Below are 24,541 nucleotides of genomic sequence, written 5' to 3' on the forward strand. Positions count from 1 at the left end.
GGGCACTGGCATGATCGTCGCATCTCGACACAAGACAGGACGATACGTCGATGCCTTCCAGAATGATCTCCGGCGCGGCCGCGCTGGCCGTCGCCGCCGGCGTGCTCGCCGGCGGCGCCACGACCGCCGAGGCCGTGTCACTGCAGTTCCGCGTCGAGGTGCCGAAGCACCTCTCCGTCGGCAAGGGGGACTACAACAGCTCCTGCGGCATGGACGTGTGGGTGTGGGGCACCGAGGGCGCCTCGGTCGCCTATTCCAGGGCCTACCTGATCGACCCCGACGGGCGCGTCCCCGCGGGCCGGGTCTACAAGCGCGTCCTGCCGAGGGAGCAGGTCGGCTGGTCCGTCGGCTGCCCCGGCCACCTGGAGGACCTCGGGAAATGGCGCGTCCGGGTCGTCGCCTACAACGCGAGCGGCAAGGCCCTGGGGAGCCGTGAGGACTACTGGTACGAGAAGTTCGACACGGCGATCCAGAGCTACAACGCCGCGCCCGAGCCCGTGCGGCAGGGCCGCCCGATCACCGTGTCCGGCCGCCTGAAGCGGCTCAATGACATCGCCACCGGATACACCGTGTACCCGGGCAAGACGATCCGCGTCTACTTCCGTCCCAAGGGCTCGGCGTCCTGGGCGTACATGGGAGCGACGAAGACCGCCGGCGACGGCCGCTTCCGCAAGGCGTTCACGGCCAAGCGGGACGGCTACTGGCGCGCCTACTTCCCCGGCACGAGCAACTTCGACCGCCAGAAGTCCCTCGACGACTTCGTCGACGTGCGCTGACCCGGTCGGATCATGAGAACGCCCCGCCCGAACGGCGGGGCGTTCTCCGTACCACCCAAGCGGCGCGCCGGGCCTGCCGCCTCAGAAGCACTCGTCGGCGGTGACGATCTCGGCGCGCATGTTCGACTCCATCATGCGCAGCGCGGCGGCGCCGAGGTCGGCGTCGATGTGCGCGACCGCGTCCCGGACCACCTTGAGCTGGAAGTGCCGGACGTAGGCGTCCAGCGCGCTGTACAGGATGCACTGCTCGGTGACCTGGCCGGTGAGGACGACCCGCTCCACCTTCTCCCGGGACAGCAGGTACTCCAGCGCGGTGCCGTAGAAGGCGCTGTGCCTGACCTTGGACATGAACCCGCAGGTGGGCAGCGGGAGGATGGGCTCGACGAGGTCGGGACGCCGCCCCTTCCGCGCCCGGTCGACCAGGTCCTTCCGGTCGGCCGAGAAGTCGCCGTAGTTGTCGTTGACGTACAGGACGCGCACGTCGTCGCGCCGTCTGGCCTCGTCCAGCAGGCTCCGCAGCGGGTCCACCACCTCTTCCACGCTCTCGATCAGCGCGTCCGCGTCCGCGTGCTCGAACGGGTTCAGCATGTCGATGACGATCAGTGCGCTCGTGCTCACGGACCTGCCCTGCCCGGTGAGCGCGACCGCAACCATGGCCCGCGCCGCGGCCGGGCGCGTCCGCGGTCAGCCGCGGATGTAGCCGACGACGAGGTCGGCGAGCTCGTCCACCATCCGCTCGTGCGGGATGGGCGGCCGGTCCAGGACGTACTTGATGGACAGCAGGCCCACGGTCTCGGTGATGATCCACAACGTGGCGTCGATGTCGAGGTCCTCCCGGAACTCCGCGCGGTTGATCAGGAGGTAGACGCGGACCAGGTCGGTGAGCCGCCGCTGGAGCGCCGCGAGCTTGTCGAACGGCCCGAGCCGCGGGACCTGCTCGACGATGATGCGCAGCAGGTCGGCGTTCTCCTCGAACAGCCGGATCTGGGCGTCGAGCAGCGCGCGCCCGGCCTCCTGCCACGGCAGCCGCATCGTGGCCTCGATCTCCTCGCCGAGCCGGTCGGCGATGCGGTCGGCGAAGCGGTCCAGCACCGCGATGACGATCGCGTCCTTGTTGGGGAAGTACTGGTACAGCGATCCGTTGCTGACGCCGGCCGCACGGGCGATCCGGTTGGTGGAGGCGCCGTCGTAGCCGCGCTCGGACAGAACGCGAGTGGCGGCCTCCAGGATCCGCTCGACGGTGCGGCGCGAGCGGTCCTGGGCGGGGGTCCTGCGGGGCGAGAGCCCAGGTGAGCGCGCCACCGGCCGCTCCTTTCGGAACGCGACTTGTAAGCGACTACTTATTCGCGTTTAGCTTACAGGAGTCGCTCCGCCTGCGGCCGTATCGTGTGTCGGCGGCAAGAGCCGTCCGCCCGCGGCATGTGCCGTCCACCGATGGCGGGAGCCGCTTCGTCAGGAGGCCGCGCAGATGACGGTGACCGATGGGACGCCCGCGAGCCCGCCGGCAGGGCGGGAGGGCCCTGCGGGCTCCCGCGCGGGCGAGCCGACGCCGTTCGGGCCCGGTTCGCTGCTGTGGGAGCAGATGGGGCTCTACACGTCGGCGATCGCGGGCAACAGCGTGTTCATCCTCCAGGTGATGCACCCGGCGATCGGGACCGTGGTCGACCGGCTGTCGAGCTTCCGCACCGACCCGCTCGGCCGCGCCGCGCGCAGCTTCGCCTCCGTGCAGACCTGGGTCTACGGCGGGCCCGCCGCCATCGAGGAGGGCAGGCGGCTGCGCGAGATGCACAAGCCGCTCAGCGCCGTCGACGAGGAGGGGCGGCGCCACCACGCGCTGTCCGCCGAGCCGTGGGCGTGGGTCCACCTCACCGGCTTCTACGCCGCCGTCACCGCGGCCGAGTACTTCGCGCCCGCCCCCTTGACCCCGGAGGAGGAACAGCAGATCTTTGAGGAGTTCCTCCAACTCGGCAGGATCCTGCGCGTGCCGGAGCGGATGCTGCCGAAGAGCATCCCCGACTACTGGGCCTATTTCGACGACATGGTGGCCGACACTCTCGTTCCTCACAAGGTCGCGCACGAGGTGCTGGCGCAGATGGACCAGGTGCCGCCGGGCGTCCCGGGACCGCTGCGTCCGGCGGTCGCCCCGCTGAGCGCGGCCGTCGGACGGCTCGGACGGCTGATCACCGTCGGGACCCTCCCGGCGCGGGCGCGCGAGAAGCTCGGCCTGCGGTGGAGCGCGGCGGACGAGCGCAGGCTGCGCCTGGCCGCGCAGGCCATCGGGCGGACCACGCCGCTGCTGCCCGAACGCGTCCGCTACATGCCGATCGCCTACCGCGCCCGGCAGGCGGCCCGTGCCCAGGAGAGGCTGGAGCGCGCCCTGGCGCACCGGCCCATGTGAAGCCCCCACCAGGAGGTCGACGACCATGCCCGCAGAGGACCCGCTGACCCTGATGGCCGCCGCCGACCCCGCGAGGACCGCGGTCGTCGAGGACGATCGGCGCCTGACCTACGCCGAGTTCAACGCCCTGGTGAACCGGTACGCCAACCTGCTGGTCGAGCACGGCGTCCGGGCCGGCACGAAGGTCGTGTGGTGCGGCCGCAACAGCACCGAGGTCGTCGCGCTGATCTCGGCCCTGCGCAAGTGCGGGGCCGTCGGCGTCCCGCTCAACTACCGCCTCACGCCCGAGGAGACCGCCTACGTCGTCGAGAACGCCGACGCCGCGCTGGTGGTGTTCGACGCCGAGCAGGCACCCCAGCTTGAGGCGGCGCACGACGGCGCGGCCGGTGTCCGCGCATGGCTCGCGTGGGGCTCGGAGCCGCCCGGCTGGGCCGCCTCACTCGACGTACTGGCCGGGCGGAGCCCGGACACCGAGCCCGTCGCCCGCGGCGCCGACCCGGCGGCCGGCACCTCGATGTTCTACACGTCCGGGACGACCGGCAAGCCGAAGGGCGTCGTGCGCGGCGAGCCCGACCCGGCCCTGGTGCTCGGGCTGGTCGGCGAGATCGGCTTCGAGCCGGGCGACGTCTACCTCACGACCGGCCCGCTCTACCATTCCGGCCCGCTGAGCTTCATGCTCATCGTCCAGCTCATGGGCGGGAGCGTGGTCGTGATGCGCGACTTCGACCCCGAACGCTGGCTGGACCTCGTCGAGCGGCACCGGGTGACCACGACCTTCTCCGCGCCGACCCCGATCCGCCGGGTGGTGGACCTGCCGGAGGAGACGATCCGCCGCAGGGACCTCTCCTCGCTGCGGCGCATGATCGCCAACGCCGCCCCCTGGCCCTTCGAGCTCAAGCGCCGCTACGTCGACAGGATCGGCGAGGACTCCTTGTTCGAGGTCTACGGCTCCACCGAGCTCGGCGTGGACACCGTGCTGCGCCCCGAGGACCAGATGCGCAAGCCCGGCAGCTGCGGCCGCGCCGCGCCCGGCGTCGAGATCGCGCTCTTCGGCGAGGACGGCGGCCTCATCGAGGAGCCGCGCGTGCCCGGCGACCTCTACGTGCGCGGCACCGGCACCTTCAACGCCTACTACAAGGCCGAGGGCAAGTTCCGGGACGCCGGCCGCGGCGAGTGGCTGACCGTGGGCGACATCGCCTACCGCGACGAGGAGGGCTTCTACTACGTCTGCGACCGCCGCACCGACATGATCATCTCGGGCGGCATGAACATCTACCCGGCCGAGATCGAGGCCGTCCTCACCGCCCATCCGGCGGTCGCCGACGCGGCCGTGTTCGGCGTCCCGTCCGACGAGTGGGGCGAATCCGTGCACGCAGCGATCGTGGTGCCGGGGGACGCCGCCGTCACCGACGACCAGCTCCGCGACTTCTGCCGGGAGCACCTGGCCGCCTACAAGACCCCCAGGGGCTTCGACCGGCTCGACGAGATCCCGCGCAACCCTTCGGGCAAGACCCTGAAGCGCCAACTCCGCGCCCCCTACTGGGAGTCCCGCTCCTCCAACCTCACCTGACGGCGGGGAGCGGGCGTTCGGCCCGGCCCTCACGGGTGGGCGCGTTCGGTGAGGCGGTGGTCGGCTCTGCCTTCGGGCTCCTGAGGGCGGGCCCATGGAGAGCGCTGCGGCGCGTTCCGATGGCGGGCCTTGACCGCGGCGGCCTTGCGACCGAGCGCGGCGCCCGCCCTCGGCGGCCGCTGGGTCAGGAGCTCCTCCGGGACGTCGGCGTCCCGGGACGGCGAGCGCGGAGTGGTACCGCGGTCGGCGATCCGCGCCGAGGTGATCGTGAGCTCGTAGTGCGCCCACACCATGGCGGCGTGGTCCAGCCGCCGGGCCGCGGCGTGGACGAGGTAGACCTCGGACACCGCGGTCACGATCAGCAGGACGGACGGGTCGCGGTCCAGGTCGGACGCCGTGGGGTCGGAGGGCCAGACGGCCACGCGCAGGTGCCGTTCGCCGACGACGCGCAGCTCCCCCCAGTCGGGCACGCAGACCCGGGGCCGCCCGTCGGGCGAACAAGTGATCATGATGACCGGGTGCTGCCGGGCGGGCGCGCCGGCGATCGCTCTGACGGCGGCTGGGAGCACCTCGGGGGAGAACGCCATCGGCATGTCCGCCTTTACGTCGAAGGTCCTGCCGGCCCGGTGCCCGTGCCGGTCCCTGCTCGAAGAAGTTCTCGCTCAGTCGATCATATGTTCGATACTAGGGTCGGGCGAGCGATATTTCCACGGGCGAGGGCACCTGGATCATTCCCGTCTCCGGGGGGTCGCCATGCGAGAACCTGTCGTGCGGGAGACATGGATGGCTCGTCGGGGATGTGTCGATTTGGACGGCATGCGCGCGATGAGCCGCCGACCGTAATGGTCTCGGCGGCTCATCGTCGACCGGGCATGGGGAGGGGGCCACGGGGGGTCCCTCAGGCTCCTGTCAGGAGAACCTCTCGGCCGGAGCCGCATGCGCGGGGGCCCGCCGGTGGGCCCGCCGGGCCAGCGCGTAGTACAGCCCGCCGGCGACCAGGCCGCCCGAAAGCCACGAGAAGTCGGTGTTCCCCAGGGTCCGTGCGATCGGCCCCTGCAGCGCGGGCACCGTGCCGTACTGCCAAGCCCAAGCCGCGAGCAGCCCCAGGGCCAGGCTGGCCAGGGCGCGGACGTTCGCTCCGCCGTCCCGGTAGAGGGCGGCCACGTCGATCCGGCCGCGCCGCAGGACGAAGAAGTCGACCAGGACGACGGCCGCCCACGGGCTGATCCACACCAGGATGGACGCCATCCAGTGGTCGAAGGCCTGGGCGAAGCTGTCGGCCTGCAGGAACACCACCAGCACCAGGGAGGCCACCGCGCCGGCCACCAGCGTCACCTTCCACCGGGCGGCGCGGATGCCGACCGACAGCGCGGCGAGCGAGCACGAGTACAGGTTGAGGATGTTCGTCGCCACGGGGCCGTGCATGATCAGCAGCAGCACGGGCACGGCCATCACCCCGAACGCCCCGGTCACCAGGCTGGAGGGGTCGCCGCCGTCGCCCGCGCTGGCCAGGCAGGCGCCGAGGGCGGCCAGCCACACGGTGGGGACGTACATCCCGAGCGCGGTCGACCAGAACACCGACCGGTCCGAGGCCTTCGGGCGCACGAAGCGGCTGTAGTCGGCCGAGTAGGGCAGCCAGCTGATGCCCCAGCCGATGCCGATGGCGGTGAGCAACTGGGTCACGGCGGTGAACTTGTCGCCCGCCGTCGTGGCGGTGGCGGTCGTCCAGTGGATGTCGGCCTGCCCGAGGGCCAGCCCCGTCATGACCACCATGACCAGCACCGTGGCCGGGACGGTGTACTTCTCGAACGTGCGGATCGCGTAGAAGCCGTAGAGGGCCAGGAGGAGCTGGGCGGCCATGATCAGGCCCGCCACCGCGTACCGCAGCCCGGTGCCGCCGTGCACCCCCGCCTGGGCGAGGATCTCGATCACCAGGTCGAGCACCACCCAGGTGTTGACGCCGACCCACCCCATGGTGAGCAGCCCCTGCACCAGGCCGGGGACGTCGGCGCCGCGCCGGCCGAAGGGCCCGCGCCCGAGGACCATCTGGTTGACGCCGGTGCGGTGGCCGATGACGTTGAACAGCCCGAAGACCGCGCAGCCGACCAGGTTGCCGAGCGTGACGACGAGCAGGGTCTCCACCAGGCTCAGCCCGAGCGTGACGCCCAGCGCGCCGAGCACCCAGTTGATCGGCGCGATGTTGGCCCCGCACCAGATCCAGAACTGCTGCCAGGGCGTGGAGTCGCGGGCGGAGGCCGGGATGGGGTCGATGCCGTGTTCGTCGAAGCGAACCGCTTCCTCCAAGCGAACCGGTTCAGGGGATAGGGCCGGGTGTGCGGATTCGTTGCTGGACATGGGTTCCTCCGTCCGTGACGTACAGCACACCAAAGCACCGCGCCGTCCGGTCCAGAAGTAGAGAAACCTCTAGCATTGACCTTGTTGGCTGGATAGGTTCACAGGGTGTTCACCTTGGCGTCCCTGCTGGAGGACGAGTCGCTGGGCCTCAGGGTCCTCGTCCAGGGCCCGCCGGGGGCCCTGGAGGAACCGGTCGCGTGGATCCACAACACCGAGCTGCCCGACCCGTCGGGCTACGTGCGGCGGCGCGAGCTGGTGCTGACCAACGGCCTGTGGGACGACCGGATCGCCGCCTCCGGGTTCGTCGCCAACGTCCAGCGGGCGCGGGCGGCGGGCATCGTGTTCGGCCTGCGGCCGGAGCGTCCCAGCACGCCGGGGGAGCTGGTCACCGCCTGCCGCGCGGCCGGCGTGCCCCTGCTGGAGATCGCGGCGGAGGTTCCGTTCACCGCGATCTCCGAGGCGGTCGCCGCCCGCTACAGCGAGGAGCGCCAGGGCGCGCTCGTCGGCATGGTGCGCCGGGGGGAGGCGCTGGCCACGGCGATCTCCCGGGGCGCGGGCGCGTCGGGCGTCCTGCAGGTGCTGCGCCGCGACCACGAGCTCCCGCTCGCGGTCATCGACCGGATGGGACGCCTGCTCGGCTCGGCCGGCGCCGAACTGGACGCCGCCCAGCTCCGCACGGTCGCCGCGGGCCTGACCCGGCGGCCGCCGCCGCTGGAGCTGGACCTGGGCGCCGCCGGACGGGCCGCGCTGTACCTGGTCGGGGCGGTCGGCGACGTCGACGCGGCGCTGATCTGCCTGCGCCCGGTGAGCGAGCTGACCCGCGTCGAGCAGGACGCGCTGGACCAGGCGGCGCGCTTCCTCAGCCTGGAGGTCGCCAAGCAGCAGGCGGTGCAGGCGATCGAGCTGCGGTTCGCCAGCGAGCTGCTGGAGATGGTGCTGTCGGGCGGCAGCCGCGACGCCGAAGTACCCGGCCGGCTGCGCGCGTTCGGGGTGGACCCCGAGGGCCCGCTCGCGGTGTGGACGACGGCGTTCGCGGGTCCGGAGGCCACCCTGCCCGGGCTGGCGGAGGTGATCGGCGAGTTCTTCGTCTCCACCGGCGTGCCGGTGGTGGTGGCGGCCGGATCGCAGGACGTGGTGGCGGTCCTGTCGTGGCGGCACGACGAGCGGGACGCGGCGCCCCTCGCCGAGCGCCTCGCCGCCGCGGTGGGGGAGCGGTTCCCCGGCCGCCGCGCCGTCGTCGGGCTCGGCGGGACCGTCCGGGGGCCCGCGGCGCTGCGCGAACCGCTCATCAGGGCGCGCGAGGTCTGCCGGACCCTGCGGCGCGGCGGCGCGGGCCCCGCCGTCCGGACCTTCGCCGAGCTCGGCCCCCACCGGCTCCTGCTCGGGACGCAGAACGCCGCCGCGCTGCGGACCCTCGCCGACGGCGTGCTCGGACCGGTCCGCGAGCACGACGCCAGGCGGGGCGGCGAGCTGGAGGCCACGCTGCGCGCCTTCCTCGACCACGACGGGCACTGGCAGGCCACCGCCGCCGCCCTGCGGGTGCACGTCAACACGCTGCGGAACCGGCTCGCCAAGATCGCCGAGCTGACCGGGCGCGACACCTCCCGCACCGCCGACCGCGTCGACCTCTTCCTGGCACTGCAAGCCGCCGACATGGCCTGACCGGCCGGAGCGGTCGGGCCATGCCGGCGGCGCCCCCGGGCGGGCGGGTCAGTGCGGGTGGACGTCCGGGTCCACCCGCGGCGGGCGGTGCGGGCGCGGCCGGACGTCCGGGTCGGCGAACGCCGCCTCGGCGACGTCCCGGCACCGCGCGAACGCCACGTCGCCGCACTCCCGCGCGTACTCGATGAACTGGCGCAGGGCGAGAGCCCGGCCCGGGCGCCCGGACAGGAACGGGTGCACGCAGAGGTTGAACAGGCACCGGTACCGCCGCATGCCGTCCAGCTCCGCGCGCCACAGCTCCAGTACCTTGCGCGGCGACTCGATCACCGACCCGACGTGCGGCTCCGGCAGGTAGGCGTACTGCTCCCAGTCGTCCAGCGACCAGTGCACCGGCAGCTCGACGATCTCGCCCGCCCCGGTCGGCACGCGGTAGGGACGGTCGTCGCCCATCAGGGACGAGTCGTAGCGCAGCCCGTGCTCGGCGACCAGTTCGGCCGTCGTCCAGGACGCCTCCCACAGCGCCGCCCGGTGCCCTGTGACCTCGATGCCCTGCCGGGCGAAGACCTCCAGGGCGCGGACGAAGTCCGCGCGCTCCTCCTGCGGGGACATCGACGTGGGCGGGCGATGGGAGTAGGAGTGGTGCGCCACCTCGTGGCCGCGCTCGACGACGGAGGCGGCGAGCCCCGGGCGCCGCTCGGCGACCCAGCCCGGTACGAAGAACGTCGCCGGGACCTCCATCTCGTCCAGCAGGTCCAGGATGCGCGGCAGCCCCACGTCCGGGCCGTAGGCCTGGTGCGACATGGTGCTCGCGTGCGCCGCGTACCGGCCGCCCTGGGCGAGGACCGGCGTCTCGGCGTCCACGTCGAATCCCAGTGCCACCACCGCGGCGGCCCCGCCGTGCCAGCCTCCGCTCATGACGCCGCCCCTCTCGCCGCCCCTGCCGGATCAGGCGTCCGCACCGGCCGCCAGCCGCCAGCGCCGGACGTTGTCCAGGGTGACCATCGGCGACAGCATCGCATGCTCGAAGCGCTCCGGCGCCCGCCCCTCGGCCAGGCGGTTCGGCAGGTCGGGGTGCACCAGGGCGCCCCTGGCGATCGAGACCAGGTCGGCGTGGCCGTCCGCCAGGACCTGCGCCGACAGCTCCGGCTCGTGCATACCGCCGTTGGCGATCACCGGCAGGCCGCTCACCCGGCGGGCCAGGCCGGTGACGGTGAGGCCCCGCTCCAGCCGTGCGGAGTCGAGCCAGTTCCGCCCCTCGCTCGCGACGTGCAGGTAGGTCGCGCCCGCCTCGGTCAGCGCCGTGAAGATCACCTCGGCGTCGTGGGCGCCACCGGGCCAGCGGTACCGGAAGTCGTTCACCTTGGTCTGTGAGAGCCGGACCCCGACGCACCAGTCCGGCCCCACCTCCGCGCGGATCGCCGCGACGACCTCCGCCGTCAGGCGCACCCGGTCGGCCACCGTCCCGCCGTAGGAGTCCTCGCGCAGGTTGGTGTAGTCGGTGAGGAACTGGTCCAGCAGGTAGCCGTTGGCCCCGTGGACCTCCACGCCGTCGAACCCGGCGCGCCTGGCGTTCACGGCGGAGGCGACGAAACCGTCCACGGCCTCCCTGATATCGGCCGTGCTCATCTCCTTCGGCGCCGGCCAGGGGCCGTGCCCGCCGTACTCGGGCATCCTGACACCCTGCGGCACCACCGCGGACGGCCCGGCGGTGCCGTCGCGGTAGGGGTTCCCCTGCGACAGCGCGCCCGCGTGCATCAGCTGGGCGACGATGGTTCCCCCCGCCTCGTGCACCTCGGTGGTGGCCTCGCGCCAAGCGGTCACGTGCCGTTCCGACACCAGGCCCGGCTGGTTGAGGTAGCCCTGGCTGTAGGCGGCGTCGGTGTAGACCCCCTCGGTGATGATCAGACCGAAGCCGCCGCGGGCGAACTCCGCGTAGTACTCGGCCATCTCGCGCGTCGGCGTGCCGTCCGGCGCGGCCGACACCCGCGTCATCGGGGCCACCGCCATCCGGTTGGACGTCCGCAGCTCGCCCACGCGGCCCGGCTCGAGCGCCGGATGCACGGTTGTGACGGTCATCTCCGTTTTCCTCTCGTTCAGGTCGTGCACGGTCCGGTCGCGGCCCGGGTCCGGGCCGGTCCGGTTCACAGGACGTCGATGGCCAGCGGGGTCGGGCCGTCGCCGTTGATGCCGTTCAGGTCCTGCGGGCACGCCGAAACGACGACCACGCAGTCCATGAGCGCCTCGAAGGTGACCGCGTCCCCCGCCCGGCTCTCGGCGGCCATCCACCGCAGCCGTCCGTCCTCCTCGACCGGGATCCGCATGAACACGTTGACCGGCTGCGGGGTGGCGGCGACGGCCGGCCTCGCCGCGGCCGGCCCCAGCCCCGCGAGCGCCGATTCCAGGTTCCGCGCGCACGAGGCGTGCCCGGGGACCCCGAGCGCCTCGTACCGCGCCGGGTCGCAGGCGGCGATCAGCATGTCGTGCGACCCCGGCGAGGTGTCGTCCACCAGGGCCAGGATCGGCCTCCGGCGGTCGGTGACGAACGCCTCGCCCACCAGGGGGAAGAGCCGGCTCGTCACGCTCCGGGTGTGCGCGGCGCTCAGATGCTCGTGCGGATCGAGCGCGGAGAACGCGAACAGGTCGCCGACCTGCCCGCCCTCCACGTCCACCACCCGCACGCGCCGCCCGGCGCCCACCCGTACCGCCCGGCCTTCTCCCGCGGGCACCATCGTCCGTCCCATCGTCACCATGCCGGCAAGCACACCATCGGCCGGAGCGTCCGAGCCATGGAGCTTCATCTAGGCTTGAGGAGAGAGAGTGGCTTTTCATCCATCATCTGTCGCGCGGAGCAGGCCCGAGTGCAGCCCTCGCGGCCGAGGGCCCGGCGACCGCACGGGCCGGATGGGCCACGACGCCGTGTGCACGCTCCGTCACCGCCGAAAGTCCGGCGAACCGGGGTTACTGGTGAGTCGGCTCCTGGTACGCGATCCGCCCGCCGGGCGCCGCCACCGGCCGGAGCCATTTCGGGCCGACCGCCGATGATCATGGTGGTAAGTCCGTTTCTCTCTGCTATGGGCGGTACTCTTCCCGCAGCGCACTTGCGTGCTGAAGAGGCCCGGCGGTCAGAGAGGGAGCACGGCTTTTGAGCAAGGGAACAGGCGATGCGCATCTTCCGGAGCTGCTGCGCTCCCGGCGGGATGTCGTCCTTGACCGGTGGGTCGGGCTGGCCGTCGCGGGCGTGCGCGGCCGGATCACGGAGAGTGAGCTCAGGACCGAGCTCTCCGAGCTGTACGGGCTGATCGAGAGGTCGGCCGGCGGCGAGGGCGAGGCGGCCGGCGAGCTCCGGGCCGTGCTCACGGAGATCTCGCGCAGCCGGGCCCGGCAGGGGTTCAGCCCCACCGAGACCGCGGTGAGCGTGTTCGCGCTCAAGCAGGCGGTCCTGGAGCAGGTCGGCGCAGTCGGCGACGTGGCCGCCTACAGCGAGTTCGCGGCGTTCTCGTCGGAGATCGACGATCTGGGCCTGGTGACCTTCGAGACCTACGCCGCCGCGCGCGAGCAGGTCATCGCCGACCAGATGGAGCAGCTGCTGGAGCTGTCCACCCCGGTCGTGAAGCTGTGGGAGGGCATCCTCGGCGTGCCCCTGGTGGGCACGCTCGACTCGGCGCGCACCCAGGTGGTCATGGAGACCCTGCTCGAGCGCCTGGTGGAGACCGGCTCGCAGTTCGCGGTGATCGACATCACCGGGGTTCCGGCGGTGGACACCGAGGTGGCCCAGCACCTGCTGAAGACGGTCATGGCCGCCCGGCTGATGGGCACCGAATGCGTGATCTCCGGCATCAGACCGCAGATCGCCCAGACCATCGTGGCGCTCGGGATCGAGTTCGGCGACATCCCGACGAAGGCGTCGCTGGCCGACGCCCTGGCGTGGGCGCTGGAGCGCAGCGGGGCCCGGGTCGTCGACGGGGCGGGTGCCTGATGGAGCGGGTGCCGATTCTCAAGATCGGTGACGTCCTGCTGGTGTCGATCCAGATCGACCTGCAGGACCAGAGCGTCCTGACGCTCCAGGAGGACCTGGCGGACCGCATCGTCAAGACGGGCGCCCGCGGAGTGATCATCGACATCACCGCGGTGGACATCGTCGACTCCTTCATCGGCAGGATGTTCGCCACCATCGCCTCGATGTCGCGGCTGATGGACGCGGAGACGGTCGTGGTGGGCATGCGGCCCGCCGTGGCGATCACCCTGGTCGAGCTGGGGCAGTCGCTCGGCGGCGTGCGCACCGCCCTGGACCTGGAGAAGGGCATGCGGCTGCTCGGTGCGCCGCTGCCGTCCGTCGGCTCGGGCACCGTGGGCAGCCCGTGACCAGTCCGGCGGGCGATTCGCTTCCCATCGCCTCCAACGACGACGTGGTCCGGGTGCGGCAGCTGGTGCGGGCCGCCGCCGCGTCGGCCGGGATGTCGCTGGTCGACCAGACCAAGATCGTCACGGCGGCGAGCGAGCTGGCCCGCAACACCTTCGTGCACGGCGGAGGCGGCATGGCGCGTGTGGAGTCCGTCGTCAACGCGCGGGGCCGCGCGGGCGTCCGGCTGGTGTTCAGCGACGAGGGCGGAGGAATTCCCGACATCGCGCAGGCGCTGACAGAGGGATGGACGAGTGGGGGCGGCCTCGGCCTGGGGCTGCCGGGCGCGCGGCGCCTGGCCGACGAGTTCGAGCTGGAGACCGAGGTAGGGAAGGGCACCACGGTGACGGTGACCAAGTGGATCCGCTGACCGGCACCGGATGGATGACCAGCCCGCCATCCGATGACGCGGTGTGGCTGCGCGCCGAGGAGCCCAGTGCGGCGGCCGGCGCGCGGCGCCAGGCCGTCCGCATGGCCGAACGGCTCGGCTTCGCCGGGGAGCGCCTCGGCCAGATCCAGCTCGCGGTGACCGAGGCGGCCACCAACCTCTCCAAGCACGCGGTGCGGGGAGAGATCCTGGTGCGAATCGTCCGGACGGGCGAGGAGGCCGTGCTGGAGGTCGTGTGCGTGGACCACGGGCCCGGCATGACCGACGTCCGCGCGTCCCGGCTGGACGGCCACTCCACGTCCGGCACGCTCGGCCTGGGGCTCGGCTCGATCGAGCGGCTCGCCGACCGTACCGGCATGCACTCGCGACCGGGCGCCGGGACCGTGCTGTACGCCGGGTTCTCGCGGTCAGGCGACCGGGGCGCCGTCCCGGTGCCGGGACCGCCGTTCGCCGGCCTTAACCGGCCGATCGACGGCGAGGAGGAGTGCGGCGACGCCTACGCCGCGCGGGTGGACGGCGGGACCGTCTACGCGATGGTCTGCGACGGCCTTGGGCACGGGCCGATGGCGGCGCGCGCCGCCCAGGAGGCCGTCCGTGCGATCCGCGAGGCCGTGCTGCCGGCGCGCCCCATCGACCTGCTGCGGCAGGTGCACCAGCGCCTCGGCGCGACCCGCGGCGGCGCGGTCGCGGTGGCGTCGGTGGACCGGGCGGCGGACACGGTGCGGTACGCGGGCCTCGGCAACGTCGCCGGATGGATCGTCGGCCCGGAACGCCGGCACGGCATGATCTCGGTGCCGGGCATCGCCGGCGCGAAGACCAGGACGCTGCGCGAGCACTCCTACACCCTGCCGCCGGACGCGGCGGTGGTGATGCACTCCGACGGGCTGACCGACAAGTGGGACGCCGCAGCCCTGCCCGCGCCCTCCCGCGGCCCGCTGCTGATCGCCGCGGACCTGCTGCGGTCCGCCGGGGTGCGGCACGACGACCGCTGCGTCCTCGCCGTGACGGCCCCCGGGCGGAGGTGAGCCTATGGCGGAGGAACTGCTGCGTTTGCGGGTGGCCGACGACGAGGGCGTCTTCGCCCTCCGGCAGGCAGGCCGGCAGGTCGCCGCGGCGGTCCGGCTGGACTTCCAGGACCAGGTCCGGGTCGCCACCGCGCTCAGCGAGATCGGCCGGGAGCTCGTGACCCACTCGGGCACGGTCTCGGTCGTCTTCTGCCTGGACCGGCGGCCGGTGCCGCGGCTGCTGATCGAGATCGAGTACGCGCCCGCTCCCGGGGCCGTCCGTCCCAAGGAGGGCGACGCCGCGGCCGCGCGCCTCCTGGACCTGGTGGAGGAGTCGGGGACGGGGACGCGGCGGGTCGTCCGGCTCGCCAAGGGCCTGCCCGCGGACGCCTCCGCGGTGTCCGGCCCGACGCTGGCCGACCTCCGGGCGCGGCTGGGCCGCCTGCAACCCGCCACCGCCCTGGAAGAGCTCCGGACCCAGAACGCCGAACTGCTGCGGGCACTTGAGGACGTGCGGCGGCAGAGCGAGGAACTCCGTTCGCTCAACAGCGAGCTGGAGGAGACGAACCAGGGCGTGATGGCCCTCTACAACGAGCTGTCCACCGAGCTTGAGGAGACCAACCGGGGTGTGGTGGCCCTGTACGCCGAGCTGGAGGAGAAGTCCGAGCAGCTCCGCGACGCGGGCGAGGCCAAGAACCGCTTCTGGGCCAACATCAGCCACGAGCTGCGCACCCCCGTCAACGGGGTCATCGGCCTCACCCGGCTGCTCCTCGACCCCGCCGCCGAGCCCCTCACCGAGGAGCAGCGGCACCAGGTCTCGCTGATCGCCGGTGCGAGCGAGACCCTGCTTTCGCTGGTGAGCGAGCTGCTGGACATGGCCAAGGCCGAGCAGGGCAGGCTCGCGCCGCGCCGCAGCTTCGTCGAGGTGTCCTCGGTGCTGCGGCAGCTGGCCGACCTGATGACGCCCATGGCCGCCCAGGCCGGGGTGCGGCTCGAGGTGGACGCCGCCGAGGCCGGGGCCCTCACCATGGTCACCGACGAGGTCATGCTGACCCGCATCCTGCGCAACCTGGTGGCCAACGGGCTCAAGTTCACCGACGAGGGCGAGGTGCGCCTGACGACGCGGCGCGCCCCCGAGCACCTGGAGTTCGTCGTCGCCGACACCGGCGTGGGGATCCCGCCCGGCGAGCAGGAGCGCGTCTTCGAGGAGTTCTATCAGGTGCCCGGCGGCAAGCCCGGCGGGACGGGCCTCGGGCTGACCTACTCCCGCCGGCTCGCCCAGGCGCTCGGCGGCGACCTGACGCTGGAGAGCGAGGTGGGCGCGGGCACGACGGTGACCCTGCGCCTCCCCCCGTACCAGAGCCTGGCCGAACTCGGCCTCTCCCACGTCCTGATCGCCGACGGGGACGACGCCACGCGCCAGGTGCTGCGCGACATGCTGGGCGGCACCGCCGACCGCGTCAGCGAGGCCGCCGACCCGGGGGCCGTCCGCGACCTGGCCGCCTCCCCCGAGCCGCCCGACCTGATCGTGCTCGGCCCCGACATCTCCAGCGCCGACGCGGTCGGCGGGCAGGCCGAGCCGCCCCCCGCGACGGCCGTCGTGCTGGTCGCCTCCTCGGACGCGGCCTTCTCGGACGCGGCGCGGCCCGCGCGCGTCGACGCCGTCCTCGACCAGGCCCAGCTCGCCCCGGTCATGCTCGCCGACGCGGTGGCGCGGGCCCGAACCCGACGAACGGCCCGAACGCCATGACCGACGCGATACCGACCGCGACCACCCTGGTCGTCGACGACAACGAGACCAAGCGCTACATCATCGGCAGCTGGCTGCGCCGGGCCGGCCACACCGTCGTGGAGGCCGCGTCCGCCGCCCAGTGCTGGGAACGGCTGGCCGAGCACGAGGTCGACCTGGTCGTCCTGGACGTCCGGCTGCCCGACGCCAACGGCATGGAGGTCTGCGAGCAGATCAAGGCCGCCCCCGCCACGGCCTCGCTGCCCGTCGTGCACATCTCCGCCACGGCCGTCGACACCAACGACCGCACCAGCGGGCTGCGGCGCGGCGCCGACGCCTACATGACCGACCCCATCGACCCGGGCGAGTTCATCGCCACGGCCGAGGCCGTCCTGCGCTACTACCAGGCCCGGCGCCGCGCCGAGCGGATCGCCGAGCGGATGGCGGCCTTCACCCGCACCTCGCTGGCCATCAACGCCGCCCAGAGCTTCGACGGGCTCGCGTCGGTGGCGGTGCGCGGCGCCTTCGACATCTTCGGGGTGCCCGCGGCCGTGTTCGTCCACCCTCCGGACGGCCAGGTGAGGAGGAGCGTCCACCTGGGCGGCGACTCGTGGAACCGGCCCTGCCCTCCCGAGGTGCCGGCACGGCTCGCCGCGCTGGCCGGCCTCGGCGACGACACCGGCACCCGCATCGTCAGCGTGCCGGAGGAGCAGTGGCGGGAGATGCTGCCCGACAGCGCCTCCACGGGCGACGTCCTCCTCGTCACCTCGCGGGTCAAGCGCGACCGCCCTCCGATCGGGGTGGCGATCGAGGCCCGCGGCGCGGCCGACGAGGACTCCGTCCAGCTCCTGCGGCAGCTGGGGCAGGCGGTGGTCCTCGCGATGGAGGCGCTGCGCTCCTACACCGAGGAGCACCTGATCTCGCTGACGCTCCAGCGCAGCCTGCTGCCCGCCGTCCACCCGGCCATGCCGGGCTGGGCGTTCAGCGTCCGCTACGAGCCGGCCAGCGACCAGGCCGAGGTCGGCGGTGACTTCTACGAGGTCATCCACCGGGACGAGGACGTCCTGGTCGCGATCGGCGACGTCCAGGGGCACTCCCTGCACGCCGCGACCGTCATGGCCGAACTGCGGCACGCGATGCGCGCCTTCGCCGCGGAGGGCCATGGCATCACCGACATCCTGCGGCTGCTCAACAACGTGATGCAGCGCTACCACGACGACCAGACGGCCACCATGTGCCTGATGTCGCTGGACCCGCGGACGGGACGGCTCCAGGTCGCCAACGCGGGACACCTCCCGCCCCTCCACATCGCCGGCGGGCAGGCCGAGTACGGATCCCGGGGCGGACTGCTGCTCGGCTTCCCCGCCGAGCGGCTCGGCCTGGAGGAGACGAGCGTCCCCCCGGGCGGGACCGTCGTCCTCATCACCGACGGGCTCATCGAGGACCGCAACGTCGCCCTGGCCGCCAACCTCGAACGACTCAAGGCCATCGCCACGGACGTGGACGACGACCTGGAGGCCTACAGCGACCGCATCATCGCCGAGTTCGGGCACCGCGAGGACGACGTCGCCCTCATCATCCTGCGCCGCGACCCCTGATCAGGGCAGCGCGTCCTTGTAGATCCGGCCGTCCTTGACGATGACCTTCAGGTTGGCGGGATCGGCGAGCAGGCTCAGGTCCCGGGTGGGGTCGCCGTCGACGAGCAGCAGATCGGCCCAGGCCCCCTCTGCGATGACGCCCAGGTGGGCGACGTGCGGCCCGTTCCCGTACGCGGCGACGTCGGCGGGCGCCGGGTTCTGGTAAGGGTCGCGCGCCCCGGACTTGCGGAACAGCTCGGCGTTGTCGGACGTGGCGATCTTCAACGCCGCCATGGGGCCGCCCGCGAGACCGGCCATCCGGGCGAGCATCTCGCTCTGCCTGGCACTGCGGGCCGGGTCCAGCATCAGGTCGGTGCCGAACGCCACCCGCACGCCGTGCTCCAGAGCCCACCCGAAGACGCGCTCGACCCCCTCGCACACCCGGCGGTTCTTCTCGGCCGACGACGGGTCCGCGAAGGAGTGGTCGCTCTCCGCGAACGGCTGCCCGCACAGCCAGACGCCGTGTTCGGCCATGAAGGCGATGTCGTCCTCTCCGGCCAGGTGCCCGTGCTCGATCACCCGCACCCCGGCCCGGACCGCACGGCGGATCCCGGCGCCGGTGTAGACGTGCACCGCGACATAGGTGCCCCAGTCGGCCGCCGCCTGCACTCCGGCGCGCAGCTCCTCGGCGGTGTACTGCAGGACGTCCAGGTGGTCGTAGGCGGACGCGACCCCGCCCCCGGCCATCATCTTGATCTGCGAGGCCCCCTTCTTCAGCTGCTCGCGCACGCCCGCGAGCACCTGGGCCGTGCCGTCGGCGACCCGCATGAGCCCGAGCCGCTCGGCGTGCGAGGCGGCCCCGCCGAGGGCGGTCGGCACGTCGTACACCATGCCGAAGTCCCCGTGCCCGCCGGTCTGGGACAGGCCCGCCTGGCTGGGGTAGATCCGCGGGCCGGGCAGCGCGCCCGCGTCGATCAGGCGCTTGAGGTCGCCGGTGTCGCCGGCCATGTCGCGCACGGTCGTGAACCCGCGCATCAGCATCGCGCGGGCCTCCGCCGCGCCCCTGAGGTGCCCGACGCCCGCGCCGCCGAGCATCAGCTCGGCCTGCGTGGCTCCGGCCAGGAGCAGATGGACGTGGGCGTCGCTGAGCCCGGGGACGAGCGTCGCCCCGCGCCCGTCGATGACCGTTCCCGGCGCGTCCCCCTCCGCCGCGCCGGGCGGGGGCGGATCCCCTTCGCCCACGGCCCTGATCTTGGCTCCCTCGGTCACCACGTACCCGGTCCGCACCCGGTCGCTCAACCCGTCGAAGATCCGCACATCGCGGATCAGGATCGTCCCGGCGGGGCGCTGCTCGCTCACGACGGGGGTCCTGCCCGCCCGGCGGCCGGAGACAGGCCGATCGCCAAGGGATTGCGAAGCCTTGCCGAACCCGTGGCACCGCCGGCCCGCGCCGCCGGTTGACCCAAAACGTGCACTTCCTTGGGCTAGTTGATCGGGCCTTCGGGAACCAGACCGGACGCAGGAAGTCCCGTCCGTCGATCACGCATGCCCGTTCAAGGAGTCGGCCATTGTCCTCGGCACCCACTCCGCCGGACCCGTCCGAACCGCCCGAGCCGGCGGAAACGGCGGCGAATCCGGAGCGACGCCGAGGCCTTGACCGTCTGCTCACGATTCCGCGGGGCGTCGCCCAGGTCGATTTCCAGCCGAACTACTGGACCGGCCTGGTCTTCATCGTCGCGCTGTTCGTGGGCGGGTGGCAGTTCGGCGTCTTCGGGCTGCTGGGAACGGTGGCCGCCACGCTCACCGCCCATCTGCTGGGAGTCTCCTGGCGGGACCGGATCTCGCTGGGGCTGGAGGGCTTCTGCGGCACGCTGATCGGCGTCAGCCTCGTCCTCTACCTGGACATCCGGTGGATGACGGCCCTGCTCGTGGTCGGCGGCGCGATCGCCGGCAGCGTGCTCACCGCGGCGCTGAGGGTCTTCCTGGCCCCGTACGACCTGCCCACCTTCACCGCTCCCTTCTGCGTGGTCACGTCCGTGATGGTGATCGGCGGGCCGTCCTTCGGCCGGATCTGGGCGGAGCACGCGGGCTCGGCCCCGCCGTCCGCGTCCGCTCCCGGGACGGCGATGACCTGGAACTACTTCTGGAAGGGCACCTTCAGCGGCGTCGGCCAGGTGTTCTTCCAGAACCAGTGGTACGTCGGACTGATTTTCCTGGCCGGGCTGGTCCTCGCCGGCTGGGTGACCGGGCTGGTGGCTCTGGCCTCCAGCCTCATCGGCCTGCTGACCGGCTGGGTCCTGGGCGCGCAGGCCGCGGACCTGGGAGCGGGCCTGTACGGCTACAACTCCGTGCTGACCGGCCTCGCGCTGTTCGGCACCTTCGTCGCGATCAGCCCGGTGAGCGCCGTGTACGCCGTGGTCGGCACGGTGGCGGCGGCCGGCCTGACGGCCGGCATCGGCACCCTGTTCGAGGTGGTCGGAGGCCACACCCTCACCTGGCCGTTCGTGCTGGTCAGCTGGGTGTTCCTCGCCGCCGTCCCGATGCTCAAGAAGATCGAGCGCACCGGTTGACCGTCGGTGGAGCCGGGCGCGGAAAGGAGCACTGAATGAACCTCACCCCGCGGGAGATGGACAAGCTGGTCATCTTCACCGCCGCGCAGATGGCGCAGCAGCGCCGGGACAGGGGCCTGAAGCTCAACTACGCCGAGACGGTGGCGCTGATCAGCTCGGCGATCGTGGAGGCCGCCCGGGACGGCCGGACCGTCGCGGAGTGCATGGAGCTCGGCAAGCGGGTCGTCGGGCCGGGCGACGTGCTGCCCGGCGTGCGCGCGATGCTGAAGCTGATCCAGATCGAGGCCGCCTTCGACGACGGCACCAAGCTGGTCTCCTGCCACGACCCGGTCGGCGGCAAGTAGTGCCCGGCGGCCGGAAGGTCATCCTGGTCGGCGGGCATGAGAGCCGGCAGGGCCGGTGCCTTCCGGCCCTGGTCGGGCTCGCCGGCCCGGACGTCCGCGCGCCGGGACGGGACCTTCACGCGGCGCTGCGGGGCGGCGACCGGATCGTGGCGGTGCCGATGACGCTCGGGCGCGACCCGGACCTGCCGGTCGTCACCGCGCAGACGCTGAGGTGGGCGGCCCGTGGCCGCGCGCCGGGGGATCTGCTGCTGGCCGGTCCGCTGGGCACCGCCGAGCACCTGGTCAGCTGGATCAGGGGCGCGGTGAACCGGGCGCTGGGCGACGGACCGGGAGAGCGCGCGGTGCTGCTGGCGGCGCCCGCCGCCGGGCCCGAGCCGGACGCCGACCTGTTCAGGGTGGCGCGGCTGGTGTGGCAGTACACGCCCGTCCGCTGGGTCGAGGTCGCGCTGGAGGGGGGCGAACCGGACGTGGACGAGGGGCTCGAACGCTGCCGCCGGCTGGGGGCGGGCGACGTCGTCCTGGTTCCCGCCTCCTTCGTTCCGGTGCCGCAGCGGCCCGGCGCCCGGACCGCGGGCCCGCTCCTGGGGAGGGCCTCTCTCGCCGCGCTGATCCGCGAACGGGTGGCCGAGGCGGAGCAACGGTGGAGCCGGCACGGCGACGACGGGCTGGCGCAGGCCGCCCACGGGCACGGCCACGGCCACGGGCACGGGCACGGCCATGAGGACGAGCAGAGTCACGCAGAGGAGCAGAGTCACGGGGACGAGCAGGGCCGCGGTCATGGGGACGAGCGCGGGCCGGGCCATGAGCAGGGCCACGGGCGAGTCCCGGAAATTCCACGCCGGGTGATGGCGGACTTCAAAGGGGAGGGGTCCCATGTCGGATGACGTTTACATGTACGGCGAGGGCGATATCGAGCTGAACGCCGGTCAGCCCAGGGAGACCATCTTTGTGCAGAACACGGGGGACCGCGCCGTCCAGGTCGGGTCGCACTTCCATTTCTTCGAGACCAACCGGGCGCTGAAGTTCGATCGCGACAGGGCGTTCGGAAAGCGCCTGGACATCCCCTCGGGAACGGCGGTCCGGTTCGAACCCGGGGACACCAAGGAGGTGACCCTGGTCGAGTACGGCGGAGGGCTGCGGCTGGTGGGGTTCGGCGGCCTGCTCAACGGCAGCGTCCGGTCGAGCGAGGCGCACCGCACGGCGCTGCGGAGGCTGCACAAGCGCGGCTATCTCGACGAGCCGGTGGAAGCGCCGAAGAAGGCGTCCAGGAGGACGAAGTCCGCACGTTCGGGAAAGACCGCACGCTCCGGAAAGAAGGGCTGAGCCGCCATGACCACGATGAGCCGTCAGCAGTACGCGTCCATGTACGGCCCGACGGTCGGCGACCGGCTCCGCCTCGGGGACACCAACCTCGTCGTCGAGGTGGAGAAGGACCACACCGAGGGGCACTACGGGGACGAGGCCCAGTACGGGGGCGGCAAGACGGCCCGCGACGGCATGTCGGCCGACCCGGCGTCGGGGCGGTCGACCGCCCTGGACGTCGTGATCACGAACGCGCTGATCCTCGACCCGGTGCTGGGCGTCGTCAAGGGCGACATCGGCATCAAGGACGGGAGGATCGCCGGGATCGGCAAGTCGGGCAACCCGCACACCCAGAACGGCGTCGACCGGCGCCTCATCATCAGCGCCACGACCGAGGTGGTCTCCGGCGAGAACTTCATCGCCACGCCGGGGGCGATCGACACCCACGTCCACTTCATCTCGCCCCAGCAGGCCCAGCACGCGCTGAGCAACGGGATCACCACCCTGGTCGGCGGCGGCACCGGCCCGGCGGACGGCAGCCGCGGCTGCACCACCACACCCGGCCCGTGGAACATCGCCCGCATCCTCCAGGCCTACGAGGACATCCCGATCAACATCGCGGTCTACGGCAAGGGCAACAGCAGCCTGCCGGGCCCGCTGGAGGAGCAGATCGCCGCCGGCGCCGCCGGGCTGAAGGTGCACGAGGACTGGGGCTCCACCCCGGCCGTCATCGACTGCGCGCTGTCGGTCGCCGACGAGATGGACATCCAGATCAACATCCACACCGACACCCTGAACGAGGCCGGCTTCGTCGAGGACACCATCAACGCGATCAACGGCCGCGCGATCCACACCTACCACTCCGAGGGCGCGGGCGGCGGGCACGCCCCCGACATCCTGCGGGTGACCGGCGAGCCGAACGTGCTCCCGGCCTCCACGAACCCGACGCTGCCCTACACCGCCAACTCGGTGGACGAGTTGCTGGACATGACGATGGTCTGCCACCACCTCAGCTACGACGTCCCCGAGGACGTGGCGTTCGCCGACAGCCGCGTGCGCGCCGAGACCATCTCGGCCGAGACGGTGCTGCACGACCTCGGCGTCATCAGCATCATCGGCTCGGACTCCCAGGCGATGGGCCGGGTGGGCGAGTCGTTCACCCGCGCCTTCCAGGTGGCCCACCACAACAAGGACAAGAGGGGCGCGCTGCCCGAGGACTCGTCCCGCAACGACAACTTCCGGGTGCTGCGCTACCTGGCCAAGCTGACGATCAACCCCGCCCGCGTCTCCGGGATGGCGGACACGATCGGCTCGCTGGAGGACGGCAAGCTCGCCGACATCGTGCTGTGGCCGGTCCACTCCTTCGGCGCCAAGCCCTACATGGTCATCAAGGGCGGCCTGGTGAGCTGGGTGCAGATGGGCGACCCGAACGCGTCCCTGCCGACGCCGCAGCCCGTCTACTACCGGCCCATGTACGGGGCCTTCGGCCGGGCGCTGTCGAGCACCTGCGTGACCTTCATGTCCGGCGCCGCGATCGAGGCGGGCGTGCCCGAGCGGCTCGAACTGAAGCGGCTGGTCCGGCCGGTGCGCCAGTGCCGGACCGTCGACAAGCGCCACATGCTCCGCAACTCGACGCTCGCCGAGATCAAGGTCGATCCGGAGACGTACCGGGTGACCGTCGACGGGGAGCCCGCGCACATCGAGCCGGCCACGAAGCTGCCCCTTAACCGGCTGTTCTTCTTGGCATGAGCGCGCGTCCGGGCACCGCGGACCTGGACCCGCTGCTGGCCCAGCTCCAGCTCACCGACTCCGGCTTCCCGAGCGGGATGTACACGCTGTCGCACGGGCTGGAGGGCTACGTCCAGCTGCGGATCACCGGGCCCGAGAACCTGCGGGAGCTGCTGGCCGACCTGCTGTACAACGCGGTGGGCCCCGCGGACGCGACGGCGCTGGCGCTGGCGCACCGAGCGGCCCGCGAGGCGGACTGGGACGGGCTGGTCCGCGTCGACCGGCGACTGCACGCGATCAAGCTCAACCGCGAGCAGCGGGGCGCCTCGACCCGGACCGGGCGGCAGGTGCTCGCCACGGCGGCCTTCGCCTTCCCCGTGCCCGAGGCCGCCCGGCTGGCGGACCTGGTGGCGGAGAAGGCCACGCCGGGCAACCACGCGGTCGTGGTGGGCGCGCTCTACGCGGGCCTCGGCGTGCCGGCGGCGCACGCGGTCGCGGCCGACCTGTACGCGTTCGCCGCGAGCTGGACTGCGGCGGCGGTGCGGCTCGCCCGCACCGATTTCCGGCGAGCCCAGGGGCTGCTGCGGGAGATCCGCCCGGACCTCGCCCGGGTCGCGCGGGCCGCGCTCGCCGCCCGCGACCCGCGGGAGATGCACGGCTCGGTGCCCGTCGCCGACGTCGTCTCGGCCGCGCACGAGCGGGCCGCGGCCCGCCTGTTCGTCACCTGACCCGTTGACAC

General features: G+C 72.6%; 23 protein-coding genes and 1 pseudogene. 16 read left to right on the top strand and 8 right to left on the bottom strand.

The window, feature by feature from the left end:
* Nucleotides 1-50 precede the first annotated feature (50 nt).
* A complete protein-coding gene (locus FKD65_RS33925; protein WP_141582531.1) occupies nucleotides 51-776 on the top strand; it encodes a hypothetical protein in 726 nt (241 codons plus the stop codon).
* Between the two features lie 81 nt (nucleotides 777-857).
* On the opposite strand, the gene FKD65_RS33930 is transcribed toward FKD65_RS33925, so the two are convergent.
* Both FKD65_RS33930 and FKD65_RS33935 read right to left on the bottom strand, forming a co-directional pair.
* Nucleotides 858-1,394: a cysteine hydrolase family protein gene (locus FKD65_RS33930; RefSeq protein ID WP_141582533.1), complete on the bottom strand. Its 537-nt coding sequence runs from the start codon at nucleotides 1,392-1,394 to the stop codon at nucleotides 858-860.
* 66 nt (nucleotides 1,395-1,460) lie between these two features.
* Nucleotides 1,461-2,078, bottom strand: coding sequence for a TetR/AcrR family transcriptional regulator (locus tag FKD65_RS33935; protein WP_168221281.1), 618 nt, complete (start codon nucleotides 2,076-2,078; stop codon nucleotides 1,461-1,463).
* Between the two features lie 166 nt (nucleotides 2,079-2,244).
* On the opposite strand from FKD65_RS33935, the gene FKD65_RS33940 reads away from it, so the two are divergent.
* Nucleotides 2,245-3,174: an oxygenase MpaB family protein gene (locus FKD65_RS33940; RefSeq protein ID WP_141582537.1), complete on the top strand. Its 930-nt coding sequence runs from the start codon at nucleotides 2,245-2,247 to the stop codon at nucleotides 3,172-3,174.
* A gap of 25 nt (nucleotides 3,175-3,199) precedes the next feature.
* A complete protein-coding gene (locus FKD65_RS33945; RefSeq protein ID WP_141582539.1) occupies nucleotides 3,200-4,744 on the top strand; it encodes an AMP-binding protein in 1,545 nt (514 codons plus the stop codon).
* Nucleotides 4,745-4,773: 29 nt separating this feature from the next.
* On the opposite strand, the gene FKD65_RS33950 is transcribed toward FKD65_RS33945, so the two are convergent.
* Together FKD65_RS33950 and FKD65_RS33955 are read right to left on the bottom strand one after the other, a co-directional pair.
* Nucleotides 4,774-5,331, bottom strand: coding sequence for a hypothetical protein (locus tag FKD65_RS33950; protein WP_141582542.1), 558 nt, complete (start codon nucleotides 5,329-5,331; stop codon nucleotides 4,774-4,776).
* 322 nt (nucleotides 5,332-5,653) lie between these two features.
* A complete protein-coding gene (locus FKD65_RS33955) occupies nucleotides 5,654-7,048 on the bottom strand; it encodes a cytosine permease (protein ID WP_205718334.1) in 1,395 nt (464 codons plus the stop codon).
* Nucleotides 7,049-7,204: 156 nt separating this feature from the next.
* Between FKD65_RS33955 and FKD65_RS33960 the strand changes: the two genes are divergently transcribed.
* Nucleotides 7,205-8,761 carry a PucR family transcriptional regulator gene (locus FKD65_RS33960; RefSeq protein WP_141582546.1) on the top strand — a complete coding sequence of 519 codons (1,557 nt, stop codon included), beginning with the start codon at nucleotides 7,205-7,207 and terminating at the stop codon, nucleotides 8,759-8,761.
* Nucleotides 8,762-8,809: 48 nt separating this feature from the next.
* On the opposite strand, the gene FKD65_RS33965 is transcribed toward FKD65_RS33960, so the two are convergent.
* From FKD65_RS33965 to FKD65_RS33975, 3 genes are all read right to left on the bottom strand, one after another.
* Nucleotides 8,810-9,676, bottom strand: a complete 867-nt coding sequence (locus tag FKD65_RS33965) for a polysaccharide deacetylase (RefSeq protein ID WP_141582548.1) — start codon at nucleotides 9,674-9,676, stop codon at nucleotides 8,810-8,812.
* A 30-nt stretch (nucleotides 9,677-9,706) separates the two neighbouring features.
* Nucleotides 9,707-10,837: a tRNA-dihydrouridine synthase gene (locus FKD65_RS33970; protein ID WP_141582550.1), complete on the bottom strand. Its 1,131-nt coding sequence runs from the start codon at nucleotides 10,835-10,837 to the stop codon at nucleotides 9,707-9,709.
* 65 nt (nucleotides 10,838-10,902) lie between these two features.
* On the bottom strand, nucleotides 10,903-11,511 hold the full coding sequence (locus FKD65_RS33975; RefSeq protein ID WP_240809723.1) for a DUF1989 domain-containing protein: 609 nt from the start codon (nucleotides 11,509-11,511) through the stop codon (nucleotides 10,903-10,905).
* A 392-nt stretch (nucleotides 11,512-11,903) separates the two neighbouring features.
* Here FKD65_RS33975 and FKD65_RS33980 point away from each other — a divergent pair, with 392 nt between their 5' ends.
* The 6 genes from FKD65_RS33980 to FKD65_RS34005 are packed head-to-tail and all read left to right on the top strand — an operon-like array spanning nucleotide 11,904 to nucleotide 17,879.
* Nucleotides 11,904-12,737 carry an STAS domain-containing protein gene (locus tag FKD65_RS33980; protein WP_240809724.1) on the top strand — a complete coding sequence of 278 codons (834 nt, stop codon included), beginning with the start codon at nucleotides 11,904-11,906 and terminating at the stop codon, nucleotides 12,735-12,737.
* Nucleotides 12,737-13,123, top strand: a complete 387-nt coding sequence (locus FKD65_RS33985) for an STAS domain-containing protein (protein ID WP_205718335.1) — start codon at nucleotides 12,737-12,739, stop codon at nucleotides 13,121-13,123. Before FKD65_RS33980 ends, FKD65_RS33985 begins: the two co-directional genes overlap by 1 nt.
* Entirely contained in the window at nucleotides 13,120-13,530 is a 411-nt protein-coding gene (locus FKD65_RS33990; RefSeq protein ID WP_141582552.1) for an anti-sigma regulatory factor, read from the top strand. The genes FKD65_RS33985 and FKD65_RS33990 overlap by 4 nt, the downstream gene beginning before the upstream one ends.
* On the top strand, nucleotides 13,518-14,573 hold the full coding sequence (locus FKD65_RS33995; protein WP_240809725.1) for an ATP-binding SpoIIE family protein phosphatase: 1,056 nt from the start codon (nucleotides 13,518-13,520) through the stop codon (nucleotides 14,571-14,573). Before FKD65_RS33990 ends, FKD65_RS33995 begins: the two co-directional genes overlap by 13 nt.
* A 4-nt stretch (nucleotides 14,574-14,577) precedes the next feature.
* On the top strand, nucleotides 14,578-16,302 hold the full coding sequence (locus FKD65_RS34000) for an ATP-binding protein (RefSeq protein ID WP_141582554.1): 1,725 nt from the start codon (nucleotides 14,578-14,580) through the stop codon (nucleotides 16,300-16,302).
* Entirely contained in the window at nucleotides 16,299-17,879 is a 1,581-nt protein-coding gene (locus tag FKD65_RS34005; RefSeq protein WP_141582556.1) for a fused response regulator/phosphatase, read from the top strand. Before FKD65_RS34000 ends, FKD65_RS34005 begins: the two co-directional genes overlap by 4 nt.
* Here the strand turns inward: FKD65_RS34005 and FKD65_RS34010 are convergent, their stop codons facing one another.
* On the bottom strand, nucleotides 17,880-19,217 hold the full coding sequence (locus tag FKD65_RS34010) for an amidohydrolase family protein (protein ID WP_240809726.1): 1,338 nt from the start codon (nucleotides 19,215-19,217) through the stop codon (nucleotides 17,880-17,882).
* A gap of 209 nt (nucleotides 19,218-19,426) precedes the next feature.
* Here FKD65_RS34010 and FKD65_RS34015 point away from each other — a divergent pair, with 209 nt between their 5' ends.
* The 6 genes and pseudogenes from FKD65_RS34015 to FKD65_RS34040 all read left to right on the top strand — a co-directional run bounded on the left by FKD65_RS34015 (nucleotide 19,427) and on the right by FKD65_RS34040 (nucleotide 24,530).
* Nucleotides 19,427-20,428: an urea transporter gene (locus tag FKD65_RS34015; RefSeq protein ID WP_240809727.1), complete on the top strand. Its 1,002-nt coding sequence runs from the start codon at nucleotides 19,427-19,429 to the stop codon at nucleotides 20,426-20,428.
* Between the two features lie 35 nt (nucleotides 20,429-20,463).
* Nucleotides 20,464-20,772: an urease subunit gamma gene (locus tag FKD65_RS34020; RefSeq protein WP_141582558.1), complete on the top strand. Its 309-nt coding sequence runs from the start codon at nucleotides 20,464-20,466 to the stop codon at nucleotides 20,770-20,772.
* A complete protein-coding gene (locus tag FKD65_RS34025) occupies nucleotides 20,772-21,656 on the top strand; it encodes a sirohydrochlorin chelatase (protein ID WP_141582560.1) in 885 nt (294 codons plus the stop codon). Before FKD65_RS34020 ends, FKD65_RS34025 begins: the two co-directional genes overlap by 1 nt.
* A pseudogene (gene ureB, locus FKD65_RS34030) lies at nucleotides 21,646-21,948 on the top strand (urease subunit beta); the annotation flags it as partial. The gene FKD65_RS34025 and the pseudogene ureB, both read left to right, overlap by 11 nt.
* Nucleotides 21,949-22,101: 153 nt before the next feature.
* On the top strand, nucleotides 22,102-23,823 hold the full coding sequence (gene ureC, locus FKD65_RS34035; RefSeq protein WP_141582564.1) for an urease subunit alpha: 1,722 nt from the start codon (nucleotides 22,102-22,104) through the stop codon (nucleotides 23,821-23,823).
* Complete coding sequence (locus FKD65_RS34040; protein WP_141582566.1) at nucleotides 23,820-24,530, top strand: urease accessory protein UreF; 711 nt, start codon at nucleotides 23,820-23,822, stop codon at nucleotides 24,528-24,530. Before ureC ends, FKD65_RS34040 begins: the two co-directional genes overlap by 4 nt.
* Nucleotides 24,531-24,541 lie beyond the last annotated feature (11 nt).

The sequence above is a fragment of the Actinomadura sp. WMMA1423 genome, from assembly GCF_006547145.1.
Taxonomy (GTDB): Bacteria; Actinomycetota; Actinomycetes; order Streptosporangiales; family Streptosporangiaceae; genus Spirillospora.

Bases quoted from the DNA above. Each gene is read 5' to 3' on its own strand.
- FKD65_RS33945 (WP_141582539.1), top strand. From the start codon at position 3,200: ATGCCCGCAGAGGACCCGCTGACCCTGATGGCCGCCGCCGACCCCGCG.
- FKD65_RS34000 (WP_141582554.1), top strand. From the start codon at position 14,578: ATGGCGGAGGAACTGCTGCGTTTGCGGGTGGCCGACGACGAGGGCGTC.
- FKD65_RS33925 (WP_141582531.1), top strand. From the start codon at position 51: ATGCCTTCCAGAATGATCTCCGGCGCGGCCGCGCTGGCCGTCGCCGCC.
- ureC (WP_141582564.1), top strand. From the start codon at position 22,102: ATGACCACGATGAGCCGTCAGCAGTACGCGTCCATGTACGGCCCGACG.
- FKD65_RS33965 (WP_141582548.1), bottom strand. From the start codon at position 9,676: ATGAGCGGAGGCTGGCACGGCGGGGCCGCCGCGGTGGTGGCACTGGGA.
- FKD65_RS33970 (WP_141582550.1), bottom strand. From the start codon at position 10,837: ATGACCGTCACAACCGTGCATCCGGCGCTCGAGCCGGGCCGCGTGGGC.
- FKD65_RS34005 (WP_141582556.1), top strand. From the start codon at position 16,299: ATGACCGACGCGATACCGACCGCGACCACCCTGGTCGTCGACGACAAC.
- FKD65_RS33975 (WP_240809723.1), bottom strand. From the start codon at position 11,511: ATGGTGACGATGGGACGGACGATGGTGCCCGCGGGAGAAGGCCGGGCG.
- FKD65_RS34040 (WP_141582566.1), top strand. From the start codon at position 23,820: ATGAGCGCGCGTCCGGGCACCGCGGACCTGGACCCGCTGCTGGCCCAG.
- FKD65_RS33950 (WP_141582542.1), bottom strand. From the start codon at position 5,331: ATGGCGTTCTCCCCCGAGGTGCTCCCAGCCGCCGTCAGAGCGATCGCC.
- FKD65_RS34020 (WP_141582558.1), top strand. From the start codon at position 20,464: ATGAACCTCACCCCGCGGGAGATGGACAAGCTGGTCATCTTCACCGCC.
- FKD65_RS33985 (WP_205718335.1), top strand. From the start codon at position 12,737: ATGGAGCGGGTGCCGATTCTCAAGATCGGTGACGTCCTGCTGGTGTCG.
- FKD65_RS33940 (WP_141582537.1), top strand. From the start codon at position 2,245: ATGACGGTGACCGATGGGACGCCCGCGAGCCCGCCGGCAGGGCGGGAG.